This is a genomic window from Paenibacillus sp. QJM3NY_38 (assembly GCF_056173265.1).
In genome coordinates this window covers 2,325,914-2,342,798 of the sequence record NZ_CM149665.1, presented here as the reverse complement: position 1 = coordinate 2,342,798, position 16,885 = coordinate 2,325,914, and the positions used below count along the sequence as shown (strand labels likewise).

Here is a 16,885-nt window from a genome sequence, read left to right as displayed (position 1 = left end):
TTCTGAATACACTGATACAAAGTGGAGGTGAGCCTATGATGAACAATCTTCCGTCCACCGTAACCATCGTCCCGGTGCCGTTTGACCGGGGTGCTACCCGCCGCGGCGCAGGCCAGGGACCGAACGCGATTTTCGGAGCCGGCCTGAAGCGCAAGCTTGACGCACTCGGAATATCCTATCAGGTTGATGAGCTTGCTGGACTCCCCGAACATAAGGATGGAACGCACCATCCTCAATTGAAACATCTGAAAGAAGTCATAACGATTAACGAGCAGCTCGCCGCTCATGTTTCCGCCCTGGCAGAATCGGGTGTCTTCCCGCTAGTCCTTGGCGGTGACCATAGCATTGCAATTGGCACGCTTGCCGGGCTTACCCGGCACTACCGAAGCCTGGGCGTCATCTGGATCGATGCCCACTCCGATCTCAACACACCCGATACGACCCCAAGCGGCAATATCCACGGCATGTCGCTGGCTGTCAGCTTGGGAAGAGGCGATGCGCGGCTAACATCGATCGGCGGCGCAAAATCAACGATCAAGCCCGAACATGTGGTGCTCATTGGCGCGCGCTCCCTCGACCAAGGCGAACGGGATTTCATCCGCCGGGAAGGCATTTCCTGCTTCACGATGCAGGATATCGACCGCATGGGCATGTTCAGCGTCATGAAGGAAGCCATCCGCATCGCGTCAACGGGCACGGATGGCGTACACCTCTCCTTCGATATCGATAGTGTCGATCCGAAAATCGCGCCCGGAACGGGAACGCCGGTTCAAGGCGGACTCAGTTACCGGGAAGCGCATCTGGCCATGGAGATGCTGTCGGAATCCGGCATTCTGACCTCGGCCGAATTCGTGGAGAACAACCCGCTGCTGGACCGCGGACAGACAACGTCCCGGCTGCTTGTCGGCTTAATCGGCTCCATGCTTGGCGAGAGCATCTTGTGATGCGTCCTCATGCTTGATGAAGAAAGGCCTTTTTTGCGCGGTATACAGTGCCATTGCCGTTTAGGTTTCTTTAGACTCCCAAGGAGGTAACGCTATGGACCCTTCAAACCCGCATATCGAGAAAGCCGAAAAGTACGGTGCGAGAAACTACCATCCCCTCCCCATCGTCATTGCCGAAGCGGCAGGCATCCATGTGACGGATTCGGACGGCAAGCGGTATATCGACATGTTAAGCGCCTACTCGGCGCTGAACGCAGGACATTGTCACCCCCGTATTATCGGGGCTTTAATGGAACAAGCAGATAAGGTGACTCTGACCTCGCGCGCATTCCATCATGACCAATTGGGCGAGTTTTACGAGAAGCTGTCTGCTATCACCAGCAAAGATATGATCCTTCCCATGAATACGGGAGCCGAGGCTGTTGAAACGGCGCTCAAGGCAGCACGCCGCTATGCTTACCGGAAGAAAGGTTTACCGGCCAATCAGGCCGAAATTATCGTCTGCGAAGGCAATTTCCACGGACGCACGATCACCATCACCTCCTTCTCCTCCTCCAGCGAATATCGGGAAGGCTTCGGCCCGTTCACGCCGGGCTTCAAAGTCATCCCCTATGGCGACCTGGAAGCGCTCAAGCAGGCGATTTCACCGAATACGGCCGCCTTTCTTGTAGAGCCGATTCAGGGAGAATCCGGTATTGTCATCCCTCCTGACGGATACCTGAGCGGCGCAATGGAGCTGTGCAAGCAGCATCGTATCCTTCTGCTCGCGGACGAAATCCAGACCGGCTTCGGCAGGACGGGGAAACGGTTTGCCTGCGACTGGGAGGATGTCGTGCCGGATATGTACATCCTCGGAAAAGCGCTTGGCGGCGGCGTCTTCCCCGTCTCTGCCGTGGCGGCGGACGCCGATATCCTCGGTGTATTCGAGCCGGGGTCCCACGGCTCTACCTTCGGCGGGAATCCCCTCGGCTGCGCGGTGGCCATTGCCTCCATGGATGTATTCCTAGAGGAAGGGCTGGAAGGCAACTCCAAGGAGCTCGGCGAATATTTCCTTCAGCAGCTTCGAACCATCCGGCACCCCGATATCAAGGAAGTGCGCGGCAGAGGCCTATTTATCGGCATGGAGCTTAACGTCCCAGCCAGAACCTACTGCGAGAAATTAAAGGATCTCGGCTTGCTCTGCAAAGAAACCCATGAATCCATTATCCGCTTCGCCCCTCCGCTCATCATCACCAAAGCGGAACTGGACCAGGCCGTCGAGATCGTAAGGCAGGCGTTTGCATGAGGAATCGATACCGATGGCATGTGCACAAAAAAACAGTTTGTTCACCCCTGACTCCAGCATAAGGGTGCAACAAACTGTTTTTCCGGTTCTTCTCTATTCCAAGCCCTGCAGCTTATCCTGACACTGCGAGCCGCCGCGCAACTTTGATCGTGCGGCTCTGAGCACCGTCAGGTAACCGACTTCTGTTTCATTCTTCTTGTTACTAACAGCAGCTGGGATACAGCGGCAAGCACAGGCAGTTCGATCAGCGGTCCGATGACCAAGGCAAGGGCAATCACCGGCTGGTCCGGAAAGGCCGTCACGGCGATCGCGAGGGCTACCGGGGAATTACGGGCAATGATCGTTAAATGGAGGCTGACCGAATCCTCATAGGTGAAACGCAGCATGCTGCCCACCGCACTGCCCAGCATATAATTCATCGTGAAATAAATCAGGATCGGAACAATGAGGATATATACCATGTCCATATTATTCAATAAGTATGACCCTTGAGACGCAAACATCGCAACAATGGCGAGGCTCAGAAGGACAATCTGGGCCCTGCCGAAAAACGGCATCACCTTGTGCTCCAGCACCTCTTTCCTGGTTCTCAGAATGAAACGGGTGAGATGCGCAAGCGTGAACGGAACGACGAGCACAAGCAGCACGCTTTCGATCAGCGTTGCCATCGAAATCGTTTCGATCGTGCCGGAGAACAAGAGCAAATACAGCGGAAGCAGCAGCACCTGTAGGATCAGGTTTATAGGCAGCACCGAAGCACCCAAGGGTACGTTTCCCTTGGCAATCGAGGTAAAGACCAAATACCAGTCTGTACAAGGGGTCACCATCAGCATGATGAATCCGATCCAAAGCGCCGGGTGGTTCGACAGAAAGACAGCACCGAGTCCCCAGGCTAGCAGCGGCGTCCATATAAAATTAATGAGCGTGCTCGCTCCCAGAAACCTGATGTTCTTAAACGCCTCTCGCAGCTGCCGCAGCGGTATCGTTAAAAACAATCCATATAACATCAGCAGTAAAAAAGGAACGATCGTGTATTCCGCATACTCTGCGGCGAACGGCAGCTGTCCCACTGCCAGCCCAATCGCCACCGCGCCCATAATGATCAAGGTTTGAAATTTCTCTATAAGTCCCATCCCGCACTCCTTACCGATTCGAATTATGAACAAACTAAAGAAATATCATCTAATGGTATCATACCGCATTTCCAGTATAATGGATTGTATAATACTGGATTTAGCATCAGGTAAGAAACGCATCCCGGTATCCTTCTCCGCTCATTTCAATCGATGAGGGGCAACGATTCTTAGCCTTGTTTTGTCAGGGTTGATGATAACTTTTACAAGGAGGTTCAACCATGAAAATAGCCATTTGCGGAGGCACCGGTTTCATTGGAGAGGCATTGTGCAAGCGTTGGCAGCAGGGCGGGCATGACATGATCATCGTCACAAGATCGAAACCGGACAATCCCCAACCCAGCAGGCCTATATCCTATCTGACCTGGAATGAGATGAAGTCCCATCCCGAGCGGTTCGAGGGTCTGGATGCCCTCGTTAACCTTGCAGGCTCTTCCCTGAGTCAGCGCTGGACGCAGGAAGGCAAGCAGAGAATCCTTCAGTCAAGACAACGAACCGTCTCCTCCGTAGCCGAGCTAATGGACCGCCTGGAGTTTAAACCTCCGGTGGTCATTCAGGCTTCGGCGATGGCCATTTACGGCACATCCGAGTTTGAAACCTTTGATGAGGAAAGCCCTGCCACGATTATGGATTTCCCGTCCGAGGTTGTGCAGGAATGGGAGCAAGCGGCCGACTGCATCCCGGTTGACCGGTTAATCAAGCTGCGCATCAGCGTTGTTCTGGGCGGTAAAGGTGGAGCCCTTCCCAAAATGCTGCTGCCCTATAAACTAGGCGTTGGCGGCAAGATCGGCAGCGGCAAGCAATGGCTCTCCTGGATACATATCGACGATATCGTGGATTTGATCGATTATTGCATCCGGCACGAGGGCATATCCGGAGCCGTGAATGCGGCTTCCCCGCATGCGGTCACGAACGATGAATTCGGCAGGAGCATCGCCAAGGTCTATCGCCGTCCGCACTGGCTCCCCCTGCCTGCTTTCATGCTTCAAGCCATCCTGGGCGAAATGTCGCTCATCCTGCTAAAGGGCCAGCGTATCCTTCCGGCCAAGGCACTGCATCACGGCTTCCAGTTTCGATATCCGGAAGTGACGGACGCTCTGAAGCAGATCAAAGAAAGCTGAGCCGTACGGCCATATGCATAAAAAAACAATCGCTCTCATGGTATAGAGAACGATTGTTTTCTTATTTTTCATAAAACTTCTATTGTACGGGGGCCAGCTCGCTTTCCGTCACCCACTTATGATTCTTGACTTCTTCGCCGGTTGTCGTCGTGAAGTCCACCATATAGACCGTCGTTTGTTCGGCGGAATCGATAACGGCGGTGGCTCCCTTCATGCCCTCCATATGATCCGCATTCACGACAGCCTGCGTTCCGGGCTCCAAGGGCTCCTTCCCGGCATCCTTCAGCTCCTCATGAATCACCCATTTATGATCCTTCACTTCGGGTCCGCCGCTCATCGGCGTATACGATATCGTGTACACCGTCGTATCGTACGCCCCGACAATCGTTGCCTTTGCCCCCTTCATTCCGGGCATGTGATCGGATTCAATGATCGCTTGGGTCTGGGCCGCATAGGTCGGATTCTCTGCCGCCTTCAACCCTTCCGGGATCTCGCCCGAGCCGGAATGGTTCATGCTGCCATGATCCATGCCATCCATGTCCCCGGTGGCTTCCGTATTTTCCTTGTTATCGGGGTTTGGACTCTTCGTATTGCCGCAGGCACCCAGTATGAGGATGAGGGATGCCAACGCTACTAGAATAAGCGGCTTCCATCGTTTCTTGGCTGACATATGATGAACTCCTCTCTTATATTGAATGTTCATAGCATAGCAGCTACTTATGAAGAACTTGTGTAGCTGTCTATGCATGACATCACTTACCCATTTATTCAATAAAACCTATCTGTGATATACAATAGAGAGTGACTAGAAGTCCCATTTTGTCCTATATTCTTGGCAGAGATATTAAGCCAATTCCGAGAAGGAGCACCATCTCCCATGCAAATCAATGACGAAACTTTCATCCCGTTATTCAAACGGGCCAATTCCATATTAAACCGAACCCTGAACTCCATTGAACAGCAGGAACTGAGCGTCCGGATCCACTACTGGGGATTTATGCCGCGCCACTACGATAATACGGAGCATAAGCATTCTTTTTTTGAAGCTTGTTACGTGTTGACAGGCTGCGGCTCGTATATCGAAAACGAGACAGAGTTCCATCTTCATCCAGGCACCCTGTTCCTCTCAAGGCCGGGCATCCAGCACCAAATTAAGAGCAGGGAGGGCTTGGCCTTATGTTATGTTGCCTTTGAACTGGATGAATCAGCAAACAGCGATCTCCATACGGCTGCTTTCCGCAGGTTAGCCATCCAAGGCATTCCGGTGCTTCAGGAAGATGCCGGGCAAGCGTCCGGACTCTTGTGGCTTTCGCTGCTATCGATGTTTCAGTCGGGCTCTGGCGGTAAGCAGCACCCGCCGCATATGCTGAACAGCTTGGCAGCTTCACTCATATTATCGATTCTGGCTGCCCACGGTCCCGGTTTCTACCAAGAACCTTCCGATCTTGGAGCACGCGAAGAAGGAGCTTCGATGTTTCATCAGGCCGAATTGTTTATCCAGGATAATCTGGGCGAGCCGCTCTCGCTGGAGCGGGTGGCTGGCCATCTTCACGTTACTACCCGTCATTTAACCCGGCTGTTCCGTAAATACGGACATCAATCCTTTGTTCATTATGTGCAGGAGCAGCGCGTGCAGCAAGCGAAACACCTGCTTCTGAATACAGACCGGCAGATCAAAGAAATTGCCGTCTCCTGCGGATTTGAGTCCGTGCACTACTTCACCCGGGTGTTTACGTCCAAGCTCGGCGTAACCCCGGCCCGCTTCCGGCGTTCCCAGTTTTCGGAAGGCCGTTACGACTCCGAGCTTTAGCGACTAGAGACGTCGATGTCCTGATCGTACAAAAACACTTCCTCTTTTTATAAAGACGGATCCTCCCCTTCCTCCTACAATGAAGTCGTAACCGACATTCCGGAAGGGAGGATCCATTTATCCATGAAACCTGCAACGACCTTTCAATCACACCCGATCAACCACTTGGACTTTGGCAGCGAACCCCAATTTATGAAGAATGGGATCGACGCTTGGTGCTCGTATATCCTGTCGACCTATAAACAAAAAAATTCCCAGCATGAAGCACAGGAAAAACGCAGTATCTTCATTACGCTTGACGGAACACACGGCGCCGATTTCGATAAACTGCTGGCCAAGCTTCAGCAAGCCTGTGAGCAAGAAGGCATCGCCTTCGCATGCGATTCCACGTTCGATTACGTCAAACCCGAAGCCGAGCTCCGGGCTGAAATGGCTCCATATCTTACGGATAACCGGGCATTCGGATATAAAGCAACCGATGTCCGCCCCATTCAATATTTTCAACAGGATGCACGGCCAGCCTTGAATAAAAATGCGCTTGAATTTGACGCGATGCGCGGCATATACGTCCTGCACGGACCCGGCGCTTCGCTGCTTCAAGGCCGGACCCCCGACCTTCGTTTCTACGCCGATTACTCCCGCGAGAACCAGCAGCGGCGCCATGCCCGGCATATGGGCAGCTTCGGCTTGGGCAGGTCCTTCGACAAGGTTGAGACTTACAAGAATTGTTTATTTCTCGAATGGCCCGTCTGGGAGACCTACCGTCGCGACTGGTTAGCCCATCATACCCATGCCCAACACTCCGACAACCAAGCGTATTACATGGACTTAAATCGTCCGGAAGAGCCGGTGTGGCTGCCGGCTCCCGCCTTGGCAAACGTACTGCACAAAGCAAGTCGGCAGCCGTTTCGGGTCAAGCCTTTTTTTGCCCCGGGAATATGGGGCGGTCAATATCTTAAGGAATTATGCGGTCTTCCCGGCGAATGGCCCAACTGCGCCTGGAGCTTTGAGCCTATCGCTCCCGAGAACACGCTTCTGCTGCGCGTGCAGGATATCACCTTCGAGGTTCCGTTCACATTGCTCATGGAGGCAGCGTCTCAAGAGATTATGGGAGCGCGTAATGTCCGGCTATTCGGCGACTACTTCCCGATCCGGTTTGATTATCTGGATACGATGCAGGGCGGCGAGCTGTCGCTTCAGGTGCATCCGCTGCAGGAATATGCAGAGTCGCAGTTCAATGAGCATATGACGCAGCAAGAATCGTACTACATCATGCGCAATGCCCCGGGAGCCAAGGTGTATCTCGGGCTGAAGGAAGGAATAAGCGGCGAACGGCTGCTTGCAGCAGTGGAAGACGCCCAGCTTCGGGAAGAGCCGCTTGAGCTCTCCGACTACGTTAACGAGTACAACTCGCAAACAGGGGATCTCTACCTGATTCCACCGGGCACGGTCCACTGCTCCGGCAGGGATAATCTGGTACTGGAAATTTCCTCGACCACCTGGTGGTTCACGTTCAAGATCTACGATTATCTGCGGCTGGACGCCGATGGCAAACCGCGCCCGATGAACCCTGAGCATGCGCGCCACAATATTAATGACGCCATGAATACGCCTGCGGTAGAAAGCGGGCTTATCGCCCGGCCAACCGTCGTAAGCCGTCAAGGGGGCAGCTCGGAGGAGCTGCTGGGTCAACGGGAAAATCTTCTGTTCCAGGTCAGCAGGCTGAATCTGCAGGAAACGTGGAAAGCGGACACCCAAGGAGAATTCGTCATGTACAATCTCGTGGAAGGCGAACGCGTCCGCCTTGTACCGGCAGCGGACGAGGATGCGGCCGTTGAATGGGGCTATGCGGAATCTTACATTGTTCCGGCATGTTTAGGCGAATACCGACTGGAGAATCTGTCCGGGTCCCCATGCGCATTGATTGCAGCAAGGGTCAATCCCGATTGGGATTCTCCATTGCTTCCGCCTTCCCGGCCAACAGAAAGCGGGGAATTTGCATGAACCGCAAGGATAGCGCCGATCCAGAAAGCGTGCCCTCCCCTGCCCCCATCACCATCGCGCTTGATGCCGGCGGCACCGCTTTGAAGGGAGCGCTCATCGTGAACGGGCTGCCAATCCCCGGCTCGTTCATAACCCGGCCTTCGGAATCGCACGGAGCCGCGGCGGATACGATTGCCAGCTTCGCCCAAGCCTGTCATGATCTGATCCACTATCACGCTTCGGCCTTCCGGCCGTTGGATTATCATGATTCAATCCGGATCGGCTTTGCTTTTCCGGGGCCCTTCGATTATGCAAAAGGCATTGCGCTTCTTCAAGGCCTAGGCAAGTATGACGCTCTGTTTAAGCAATCGGTTCGGGATCTGCTCCGTACCGAATTTCAGAGACTCAAGTCATCCTTCCCGGGTGTCACGATGAACCGTCTGACCGCCGCCGATATCCGGTTCGGCAATGATGCCTTCATGTTCGGCCTTGGGGCCTCCACGCGGTTCCCATCGGAACGTCTCCTATGCCTTACGCTCGGTACGGGCCTCGGCTCTGCCTTTGTAGAGAATGGTCAAATCGTAGCCGGCAGGCACGGTATCCCAAGCAGCGGAATGCTGTTTGCGGAGCCCTACCGGGATCATATCGTGGACAGCTATTTCGGGAAAAGGGGCATTCTGAACATGGCTTCGGAGCGGGGACTCCTGGCTGACGGGATCGACGTAGCCGACCTCGCTGAAGCTGCCAAGAGCGGTAACGCTCAAGCTCAGGATGTATTCCGCGAATATGGCAGCAAGCTGGGAGAAATGCTCCTGCCTTATTTATCCGAGTTCAAACCGAGCCGCCTAGTGCTGGGCGGGCAAATCTCGGGCAGCTTGCCCTTATGGGAAAAGGATATCATGCTCGCTTTGGGCAGGCACGCCGTTCCCGTTCACGCTCTCGCAGACGGAACGGCGGCTGTGTTTAACGGCATTGAGAAGCTATTCGAGGATACGGATCATCATGCATCCGCTCCCCATTTTAATCTATAGGAGGTCACTAATATATGAACCTATCCACCCAAGGCGGTCATCGACCCGCCCTTCCCTGGACGATCTATGTCATCCATCATTCCCACACGGATATCGGCTACACGGAACGCCAAGAGAGAATCGAGCAGTACCATGTTGATTTTATCCGCCAGGCACTAGACATCACGGAAGCCGCACAACGCGGGGAGCGCCCGGAATGGGAATCGTTCCGCTGGACTTGCGAGACCTTCTGGGCCGTAGAGAAATTTCTCGAAGCGGCAACTCCGGCAGAAAAAACAGCTTTTCAACAAGCGGTAAAGCGTGGCGACATCGAACTGTCCGGAACCTATCTCAATATGACCGAGCTCCCGGATTTCGACCTCCTTCTGCGGAATCACGGCAAGTCGCAAAGGTTCGCGGAGACCTTCGGACATCGGATCGACAGCGCCATGACCGCCGACATTAACGGATACAGCTGGGGGTATGCCGAAAGCCTGCTGCAAAATAACATCGAGCATCTGTTTTCCTGCATCCATACGCATCACGGCATGTATCCGCTGGGACGCAAACAAACCCCGTTCTGGTGGGAAAGTCCGAATGGCGGCAGGCTGCTTGTCTGGAACGGCGAACATTATATGTTTGGCAACGAGCTCGGGTTCTGCCCTGATGCACTGGGCAAATATATCATCAAGGACGAGCTTCAGCATAACCTGATGGAGCCTGAACAACGTCATAACGAGATCGCTGCTTTACGGATTAACCGGTATTTATGGAATCTCGAGCAGGAGTCCTATCCGTATTCCTTCGTTCCGGTCATGGTCTCCGGCCTGGGCACGGACAATGCATCCCCGAATGCGGATATCGCGGAGTGGATTACGAAATGGAATGGACAATACGGCAACCAAATCACCATTAAGATGGCTACGCTGTCCGAATTTTTTGCGGCATTGAAACAGGAGGACCTGTCCGCGCTTCCAGTACACCGGGGGGATTGGCCGGACTGGTGGACTGATGGGGTCGCTTCAACAGCAATGCATACCCAGATTTACCGGGATGCCCAGCGCACGCTTCGCAAAGTCAAGCGGCTAGATCCGGTCCATGGTGCGGCAAGCCTGGCCGAGGTCGAGGATGCGTCACAGGCGCTGACCATGTATGCCGAGCATACATGGGGCTATCATTCCTCCGTGTATGAGCCATGGCATCCGCAGGTGCAAATGCTCGAGGTGCGGAAGCAGGCCTATGCGGCGGAAGCCAGCAAGCTCGCTTACCGGGCGCTGGATAAAGCGCTCGTGGCCCGTCAGGGCGCGCTGCTCGCTCCCCACCGTCCCCTGCGCTACGAGGTGATCAATACGGAACCGGCCGCGGCGACGCTGCAGGTCGCCATTCCGCTGGATGGCTGGGAACACGTGATCCTGAAGAAAAAGTTTGAGCTCATCGACGAAGCGACCGGGCAGGCGCTGCCGTACCAATTGGCACACACGGGGGCGCTTGTCGCGCAGCTCTCGCTTGAACCGGATGAGTCCCGGATCTTGTACATCCATCCGCACGAAACACCGGATGCACTCTCCGCTTCCGGGAACATGGTGACTGCGCGCAACACCGAACCGATTGCGTGCGAAGGAATCGCCGACATCCAGACACAGCCCATAACTCCTTATCCGATTGTGGTGGGCAAGCGTTCGATCGAATCCGAATCCTTCCGGATCGAATGGGAGATGAACGAAGGCATCACGGCCTGGATCGATAAGACGCGCTCAGCAGACCTGCTGGACGGCGCACGCGAGCACGCGCCTTTCACCCCCATCTACGAGGTAACGCCGGCACAGGATGAGCATAATCCGTCCGAAATATGCTCAACCCGCCGCCGCATGGGACGCAACCGGAAGGGCACGAACGTCCAGCGGGATACCGGACGCTTGACCCGGGTCACCGTGCTGGACAACGGACCGCTATTTGCCCTGGTCGAGCTGGTGTTCGACGTGAAGGGACTCAGCTACTATGCCCTCCACATCAAGATGTTTGCCAACCAGCCCCGGGTTGAGGTGTCCGTCCGCTTCCACAAGGACAGCGTCTGGCTGCCGGAAAATGTCTATGTGGCTTTGCCGTTCTCCATGGGCACTGAAGCCGAGTTATACGTGGAAAAAGCCGGTTGTCATTTCCGCCCTTGGAAGGATCAAATTCCCGGAAGCTGCCTGGATTACACCAGCGTGCAAGAGGGAATATTCTGGCACTCGGCTATAGACCGGGAAGCGCTGGCCCTGTCCATGACGGACACGCCGCTTGTACAGCTGGGAACGCTGGAGCACGCGCCTCGTCAGCTCCACACCATGCAGCCGGAGGACAGCCGTCCTTCCACGTATGCCTGGATATTGACCAACTACTGGGAAACCAACTTCAAAGCGACGCTTGGCGGCTTCTATGAGTTCCGTTATGCGGTAGAGCGGCATCGCCAGCTGGACCCGGAGCAGGCTGCGAAGACCCTGCACGCTTCAACCGGACAATTCACGGTACACCGAATTAAATAAGTCATGATGAAAAACAGCTGCCCTGGTTTCAAGGCAGCTGTTCTCATTATGAAAGGGAGGATGGCCGTTAAGCCTGTCTCTCTGTCCTTATTATTTTTTTGCTCAACAAAACTACGTCCACGCCCACATGAATCCGTCGCGATCCCAAGCAATCCGTCCGCCATGCAGTTTGCGGAATGCCTTCTTCACGTCCTTGGACAACGAGGCGTTTCCGTTTTCGTTCACGAAAACAAATTCTTCCCCGAAGTTCTCGCGTACATAGCGGATGGCCTCCGTCTGATACAAATTACCCGTAAACCGGATTTCCTCCACCATCCATTCGGCCACCTGCTGCGCTGTATATGTCATTCACATCGTTCCCTTCTGTATACCTTCACTTATTATAACAGAATGGACGATGGAATCGATTTTTATGAAAACGGCAGACTACATCAAAATGATGGACAGCAATAAAAACTGGACGGAGCCTACAATCTCAATGATTCCGACCTTCATCGGCTTCATTACTTTTCCGGAATACAGCAACGTCTTAATGAACGGAAACAGGAATGGCAGACACATCCATGGATTCCCGAAGAAAATCGGCAGAACCAACATCACAGCATGATACAATTTTGCATATACGGTCCAGCGTCTGTTTTTGCGTTCACGGAAGACCGATTTGACAAAGAACACGGTCCCCGTAAAATAAAGGAAATTATACCCAATGACGGCGGCAAGGATCGGATCGAAACCACCGCCTCCCAGCATATAAGCAGCGGCGCCTCCGGTACAGAACAGCAGAATCGCGCAAATATCATTTAACAGCGCACGCTCCGATTTCTGAAGGACATGCCAAACATTCACCATGATCAGGATGAGCAGCACAGGTGCAAACCAGAGCATCATCGGTTTGAAGACAAGCACCGGAATGAGAAACGCAATAGCGATAAGGGCATAAACGATCCCCCAGGATAACCATGTTTTACGTTGGGATGTTTTCTTTAAGGATTGCAGAAACGGATAGGATGCCATATATAAACCTAACCACGCCAAAAATAACGGAAGGTGCAGAAGCACCGGCTTGGCGGCCGCCATTCCTATGATATAGGGTACGCTGACCATAGCCCAGCCACCATGCTCCCGGGGTATGACAAACCTCGTCTTTTTCATGTGTCTCTCCCTCTCCAATCCATAGACTCATACCCGGTACGATCCATATCTTCAGCCATTCGAACAACGGCCAGGCGGATGATAAGTAATATCGCTGAAGGTGCCCACATACTGAACGATGTCACCCGATTCGTCCTTTACCGCGTTAATCGTTAGCAGTTCCAAGTACTCTTCTCCGTTCTTCCTGCGGTTCCAAATCTCCCCCTGCCAGCTTCCATGTTCCATGATTTCAGACCACATCGCCTGATAAAACGCCGGTGTTTGTCTTCCGGATTTCAATACGCTCGGATTCTTGCCAAGTACTTCCTCCTCTGAATATCCCGTTAACTTCGTAAATGCCGGATTGACGGCATTGATCTTTCCGCTCCGATCCGTAACCAATATCCCCTGGCCGGTGGAGTTAAACACCTCGGATTGTACGGAGAGTTTGTCCTGATAGTACATCCATACCACAATAACGAAACTGGCCAGCGCAACCTGCGATAAAGCCATGAACCCAATGGAATATTGCCCCGTAGCCGAATGGATGAAGGAAAGCATCAGCGGCGGGAAGAATCCGCCAAGACCGCCCATCATGGACACGATACCGTTCACAATGCCGGCCTGCTTGTTGAAATAAAGGGGCACGAGTTTGAAAATAACCCCGTTTCCAAGCCCGGCACCAACGGCAATGGTTAAGCAGCCGGCCGTATACAAGCCAATGGACGGAGAGAATGCCAACAGGATGGCCGCAGCCGTGAGCCCTATGAATACGCCCATTAATAAGAACAGCGGTTTAAACTTATCTGCAAGCCAGCCGCCTACAGGGCGTAATATTGTTGCTACCAAGATGAACCCTGCCGTCCGCATCCCGGCATCCACCTTCGCAAGCTCGAAATGGGTAACCAGAAAGTTCGGCAAATACACCGTAAAGGCTACGAACGAACCGAATGTAATAAAATAAAAAAGTGAGAAGAACCACAATTTTTCATTTTTATATACACCCTTGATCTGTTCCATAATCGGTGTTTTCACTTTGATTTCTTTACGGTCGCCTAAGATTACATTTAGCACGGCAAAGATCAGCAGCAGAACCAAATACAGCTGGACGGTTCTGGACCATCCGATCTGAGTCGCGATGACCGGTGCAGCAAACGTGGTAATGGCGGTGCCGATGTTGCCCATCCCGTATATCCCATTTACGAGTCCGAGCTTCTCTTTCGCATAATATTTGGGCAGTGAGGTCACGCCGACCGAGAACACGGCCCCCCCGATCCCAAGGAACAAGCCGCCGATTACCAAATGCGTAAAGGAGGTAGCCGAGCTGATAAAATAGACCGGAAACAGCAGCAGGATAAAGCTGGCGATAAAAACAATTCGCGCTCCCACCACATTGGCGTAATAGCCGAGCGGAATCCGGAGGACCGAACCCAGCACCACCGGAATAGCCGTCAGAATAGCGAGGCGGTCGGCCGCAATGGAGATATCCTCCCGAATAAACGGCAAGAGCGCGGAGATGATGACCCATACCATAAAGCCAAGCACCAGATTCATTGTTTGCAGCGGAAGCTGCACCTTTTTGATCATTTCCATCACCTTTTCTAAAGCGTAATGAATGGCATATTGATCCCCAGCTCCTATTGTACGTGCACCTATTCACAATGCTAATAGGGAAGTTCCCTGAATCTCTCCGGGGAACTTCCCTATTCCTTTAAGCAATGACCCTTTATTGCGCCCTATTGTATAGGTAAGGACTAAAAATCCAGCAATTTTTTCTTCAGCGCATATTCCACTAACTCCGGACGGCTTTTCAAATTCAGCTTTTCCATAATTTTGGCCTTGTGCGCCTCCACCGTCTTGACCGATACGAACAGTTTTTCCGCAATCTCCTTATTGCCATAGCCCTTGGCGATTAGAGGCAGGATCTCAATCTCCCTTTTGGACAGGCTGTTAAACGGATCCTGCTCCGCGCTCTCACTATCTTTCTTAATAAACTCCCGAACCAGGGAAGTTGCCATCTGGGGATGGATATAGGTCCCTCCCTTTTGCACCATGCGGATGGCGGAGATTAATTCATCATCCGGCGCATTTTTGAGCACATAACCTGAAGCCCCGTTTTTTAAAACATGAAACAGGTAATCGTCATCATCATACATGGTTAGAATCAGAATTTTCGTTTCCGGAAATTCGCTGCTGATCTTGCCGGTTGCAATCAGCCCGCTTTCGCCGGGGGGCATGCTTAAATCCATCAACAGCACATTCGGCCGATGCTTCGCCACCATGGTGTAAGCCTCCATACCGTCTGCCGCCGTCGCGACAACCTCCATGTCTTCCTGGTAATTCAGAATCATGGAAAATCCGCTGCGGACCACGGCATGATCATCCGCAATCACAATTTTCATGTAACCATCACCTCCGGCTTGTCGTCACCATTCGTAAGCGGAATGTTGAGCTGAACCGTCGTACCCTCACCGGGAGCGGACAGCAAAATAAACTGACCCCCGACGAGCTCCGCGCGTTCCCGCATCCCGTACAGCCCCAATCCGGTTCCCTTGGCTTCATCAATGACCATATTAAACCCAACTCCACGGTCACGAACGGTTAGCTGAAGGTAGCCGTTCACTTCGCATAATCGTACATGCACCTCGTCCGTTCCTGAATATTTCATGGCATTCAGCACCGCTTCCTGACATACCCGGTACACAACCGTTTCAATCTCGCTGCCGTAGCGGGCTGCCGCTAACTCCGCAGAGAACTCAACAAGCACTCCGTAATTCTTCCCGATCCATTTAAAATGGGAGCGGAATGCAGCCTCAAGCCCCAAATCATCCAATGAAGCAGGTCTGAGTTCAACGGATAAATGCCGGATGTCATCCAAAAGCCGGGTTAAAGACACCTCGGTCTGATGCAGCTTCTTGAGCACATCCTCGCCTACATCCATATATTTAACGACACGCAGGTCGACCAGCGAGCTGAGCAGCTCTTGAGCCACGCTATCATGGAGCTCGCGGGATATCCGCTTACGCTCGTCCTCCTGTGCCTTGATGACATATTTCAGCATATTCGTCCGCTGCAGCATTTCCTGCGTTTTCTGCTGCTTCGTCAGGTCAAGGAGCATCATCACCCGGATGCCGCGGGCTTCATCGATGATATGGTAACTGGCCGCATAGGGAACGATTCCTTCGCCGCGCGTCTTAAGATAGACCTGAAACGATGAAAACTCCCCATGCGGATAATCTAAATAGCATGTGGAGCAGGTTATAAGATCCTGTTCATCGGTATAGCCTTTGCAGGTCTGGCAGAAGGAACCATCCGCACCGGACTGCATCCTCTCAATCACATCAATGTCAAGGATGTTCTCCGCAGCCGGATTCATAGCCACCACGCTGCCCTTTTCGTCGATAAAAAAAATGGCCTCCATGCTATTCTGATACATGCTTCGAAGCAATTCGCTTAAATGTTCATCCGTCATCTGAATCAAGGCTGTGATACCTCCTTGGCATAAAAAGCACCAAATTCCGTTCCCATTCCTTCCTGAAACGACTCAAAGGACCTTGGATCCAGCACGTTTTCCTTGCGATATCCCACAAGCAAAACCCCCTTGACGCGAGAGCCTTCCCACAGCGGTACTGCGCCAAGGCTTTTCAACTGCTCTGCAACGATAATTGGATAATTATACAAGTCCCTTGATTCAATATCGGCATTCACGTTTTGAATCAGCATCGGTTTTCCGGTCTTAAATACCATGCCCGCGATGCCTTTGCCGGAATGTAAAACGATACGCTTGTACCTCTCGTTTATATTTCCCGAGGCATACTGCCAGGTCAAAACAAATCGGTCTTCAGCCGGCTGCACCAACGCCATGGACACGAAATCGAATTGAAACCGGGCTCGAAGCTTATCCATTTCACTTTGGTAATCAAAGATCGGCTGATTCTTCATT

The 16,885-nt window shown here is 53.0% G+C and carries 15 protein-coding genes; 7 read left to right on the top strand and 8 right to left on the bottom strand.

What is annotated here, in order from left to right; all coding sequences use genetic code 11:
• Positions 1-35: 35 nt before the first annotated feature.
• Together rocF and AC0VZ8_RS10305 are read left to right on the top strand one after the other, a co-directional pair.
• Positions 36-944, top strand: a complete 909-nt coding sequence (gene rocF / locus AC0VZ8_RS10310; RefSeq protein WP_475486776.1) for an arginase — start codon at positions 36-38, stop codon at positions 942-944.
• 94 nt (positions 945-1,038) lie between these two features.
• A complete protein-coding gene (locus AC0VZ8_RS10305; protein WP_475486775.1) occupies positions 1,039-2,229 on the top strand; it encodes an ornithine--oxo-acid transaminase in 1,191 nt (396 codons plus the stop codon).
• 167 nt (positions 2,230-2,396) lie between these two features.
• On the opposite strand, the gene AC0VZ8_RS10300 is transcribed toward AC0VZ8_RS10305, so the two are convergent.
• Positions 2,397-3,362, bottom strand: a complete 966-nt coding sequence (locus AC0VZ8_RS10300; RefSeq protein ID WP_475486774.1) for an arsenic resistance protein — start codon at positions 3,360-3,362, stop codon at positions 2,397-2,399.
• A gap of 221 nt (positions 3,363-3,583) precedes the next feature.
• Here AC0VZ8_RS10300 and AC0VZ8_RS10295 point away from each other — a divergent pair, with 221 nt between their 5' ends.
• The gene (locus AC0VZ8_RS10295) at positions 3,584-4,483 is read left to right on the top strand and encodes a TIGR01777 family oxidoreductase (RefSeq protein ID WP_475486773.1); all 900 of its coding nucleotides are present in this window, start codon (positions 3,584-3,586) and stop codon (positions 4,481-4,483) included.
• 79 nt (positions 4,484-4,562) lie between these two features.
• Here AC0VZ8_RS10295 and AC0VZ8_RS10290 read toward each other — a convergent pair whose 3' ends face one another.
• Complete coding sequence (locus AC0VZ8_RS10290) at positions 4,563-5,153, bottom strand: YdhK family protein (protein WP_475486772.1); 591 nt, start codon at positions 5,151-5,153, stop codon at positions 4,563-4,565.
• A gap of 207 nt (positions 5,154-5,360) precedes the next feature.
• Here AC0VZ8_RS10290 and AC0VZ8_RS10285 point away from each other — a divergent pair, with 207 nt between their 5' ends.
• The 4 genes from AC0VZ8_RS10285 (at position 5,361) to AC0VZ8_RS10270 (ending at position 11,811) form a co-directional block, all read left to right on the top strand.
• Entirely contained in the window at positions 5,361-6,293 is a 933-nt protein-coding gene (locus AC0VZ8_RS10285; RefSeq protein ID WP_071223738.1) for a helix-turn-helix domain-containing protein, read from the top strand.
• Between the two features lie 123 nt (positions 6,294-6,416).
• Positions 6,417-8,297 carry a class I mannose-6-phosphate isomerase gene (locus tag AC0VZ8_RS10280; protein WP_475486771.1) on the top strand — a complete coding sequence of 627 codons (1,881 nt, stop codon included), beginning with the start codon at positions 6,417-6,419 and terminating at the stop codon, positions 8,295-8,297.
• Positions 8,294-9,307 carry an ROK family protein gene (locus AC0VZ8_RS10275; protein ID WP_475486770.1) on the top strand — a complete coding sequence of 338 codons (1,014 nt, stop codon included), beginning with the start codon at positions 8,294-8,296 and terminating at the stop codon, positions 9,305-9,307. The genes AC0VZ8_RS10280 and AC0VZ8_RS10275 overlap by 4 nt, the downstream gene beginning before the upstream one ends.
• Before the next feature lie 14 nt (positions 9,308-9,321).
• Positions 9,322-11,811, top strand: a complete 2,490-nt coding sequence (locus tag AC0VZ8_RS10270) for a glycoside hydrolase family 38 N-terminal domain-containing protein (protein WP_475486769.1) — start codon at positions 9,322-9,324, stop codon at positions 11,809-11,811.
• A 111-nt stretch (positions 11,812-11,922) separates the two neighbouring features.
• Here the strand turns inward: AC0VZ8_RS10270 and AC0VZ8_RS10265 are convergent, their stop codons facing one another.
• From AC0VZ8_RS10265 to AC0VZ8_RS10240, 6 genes are all read right to left on the bottom strand, one after another.
• Positions 11,923-12,159 carry a DUF6953 family protein gene (locus AC0VZ8_RS10265; RefSeq protein ID WP_041621962.1) on the bottom strand — a complete coding sequence of 79 codons (237 nt, stop codon included), beginning with the start codon at positions 12,157-12,159 and terminating at the stop codon, positions 11,923-11,925.
• Between the two features lie 78 nt (positions 12,160-12,237).
• The gene (locus AC0VZ8_RS10260) at positions 12,238-12,963 is read right to left on the bottom strand and encodes a YwiC-like family protein (protein WP_475486768.1); all 726 of its coding nucleotides are present in this window, start codon (positions 12,961-12,963) and stop codon (positions 12,238-12,240) included.
• A 51-nt stretch (positions 12,964-13,014) separates the two neighbouring features.
• Complete coding sequence (locus AC0VZ8_RS10255; RefSeq protein ID WP_475486767.1) at positions 13,015-14,529, bottom strand: nitrate/nitrite transporter; 1,515 nt, start codon at positions 14,527-14,529, stop codon at positions 13,015-13,017.
• A gap of 167 nt (positions 14,530-14,696) precedes the next feature.
• A complete protein-coding gene (locus AC0VZ8_RS10250) occupies positions 14,697-15,344 on the bottom strand; it encodes a response regulator transcription factor (protein WP_475486766.1) in 648 nt (215 codons plus the stop codon).
• Positions 15,341-16,423 carry a sensor histidine kinase gene (locus AC0VZ8_RS10245; RefSeq protein ID WP_260064124.1) on the bottom strand — a complete coding sequence of 361 codons (1,083 nt, stop codon included), beginning with the start codon at positions 16,421-16,423 and terminating at the stop codon, positions 15,341-15,343. Before AC0VZ8_RS10245 ends, AC0VZ8_RS10250 begins: the two co-directional genes overlap by 4 nt.
• Complete coding sequence (locus AC0VZ8_RS10240) at positions 16,420-16,884, bottom strand: GAF domain-containing protein (protein ID WP_475486765.1); 465 nt, start codon at positions 16,882-16,884, stop codon at positions 16,420-16,422. Before AC0VZ8_RS10240 ends, AC0VZ8_RS10245 begins: the two co-directional genes overlap by 4 nt.
• Position 16,885: the final 1 nt, after the last annotated feature.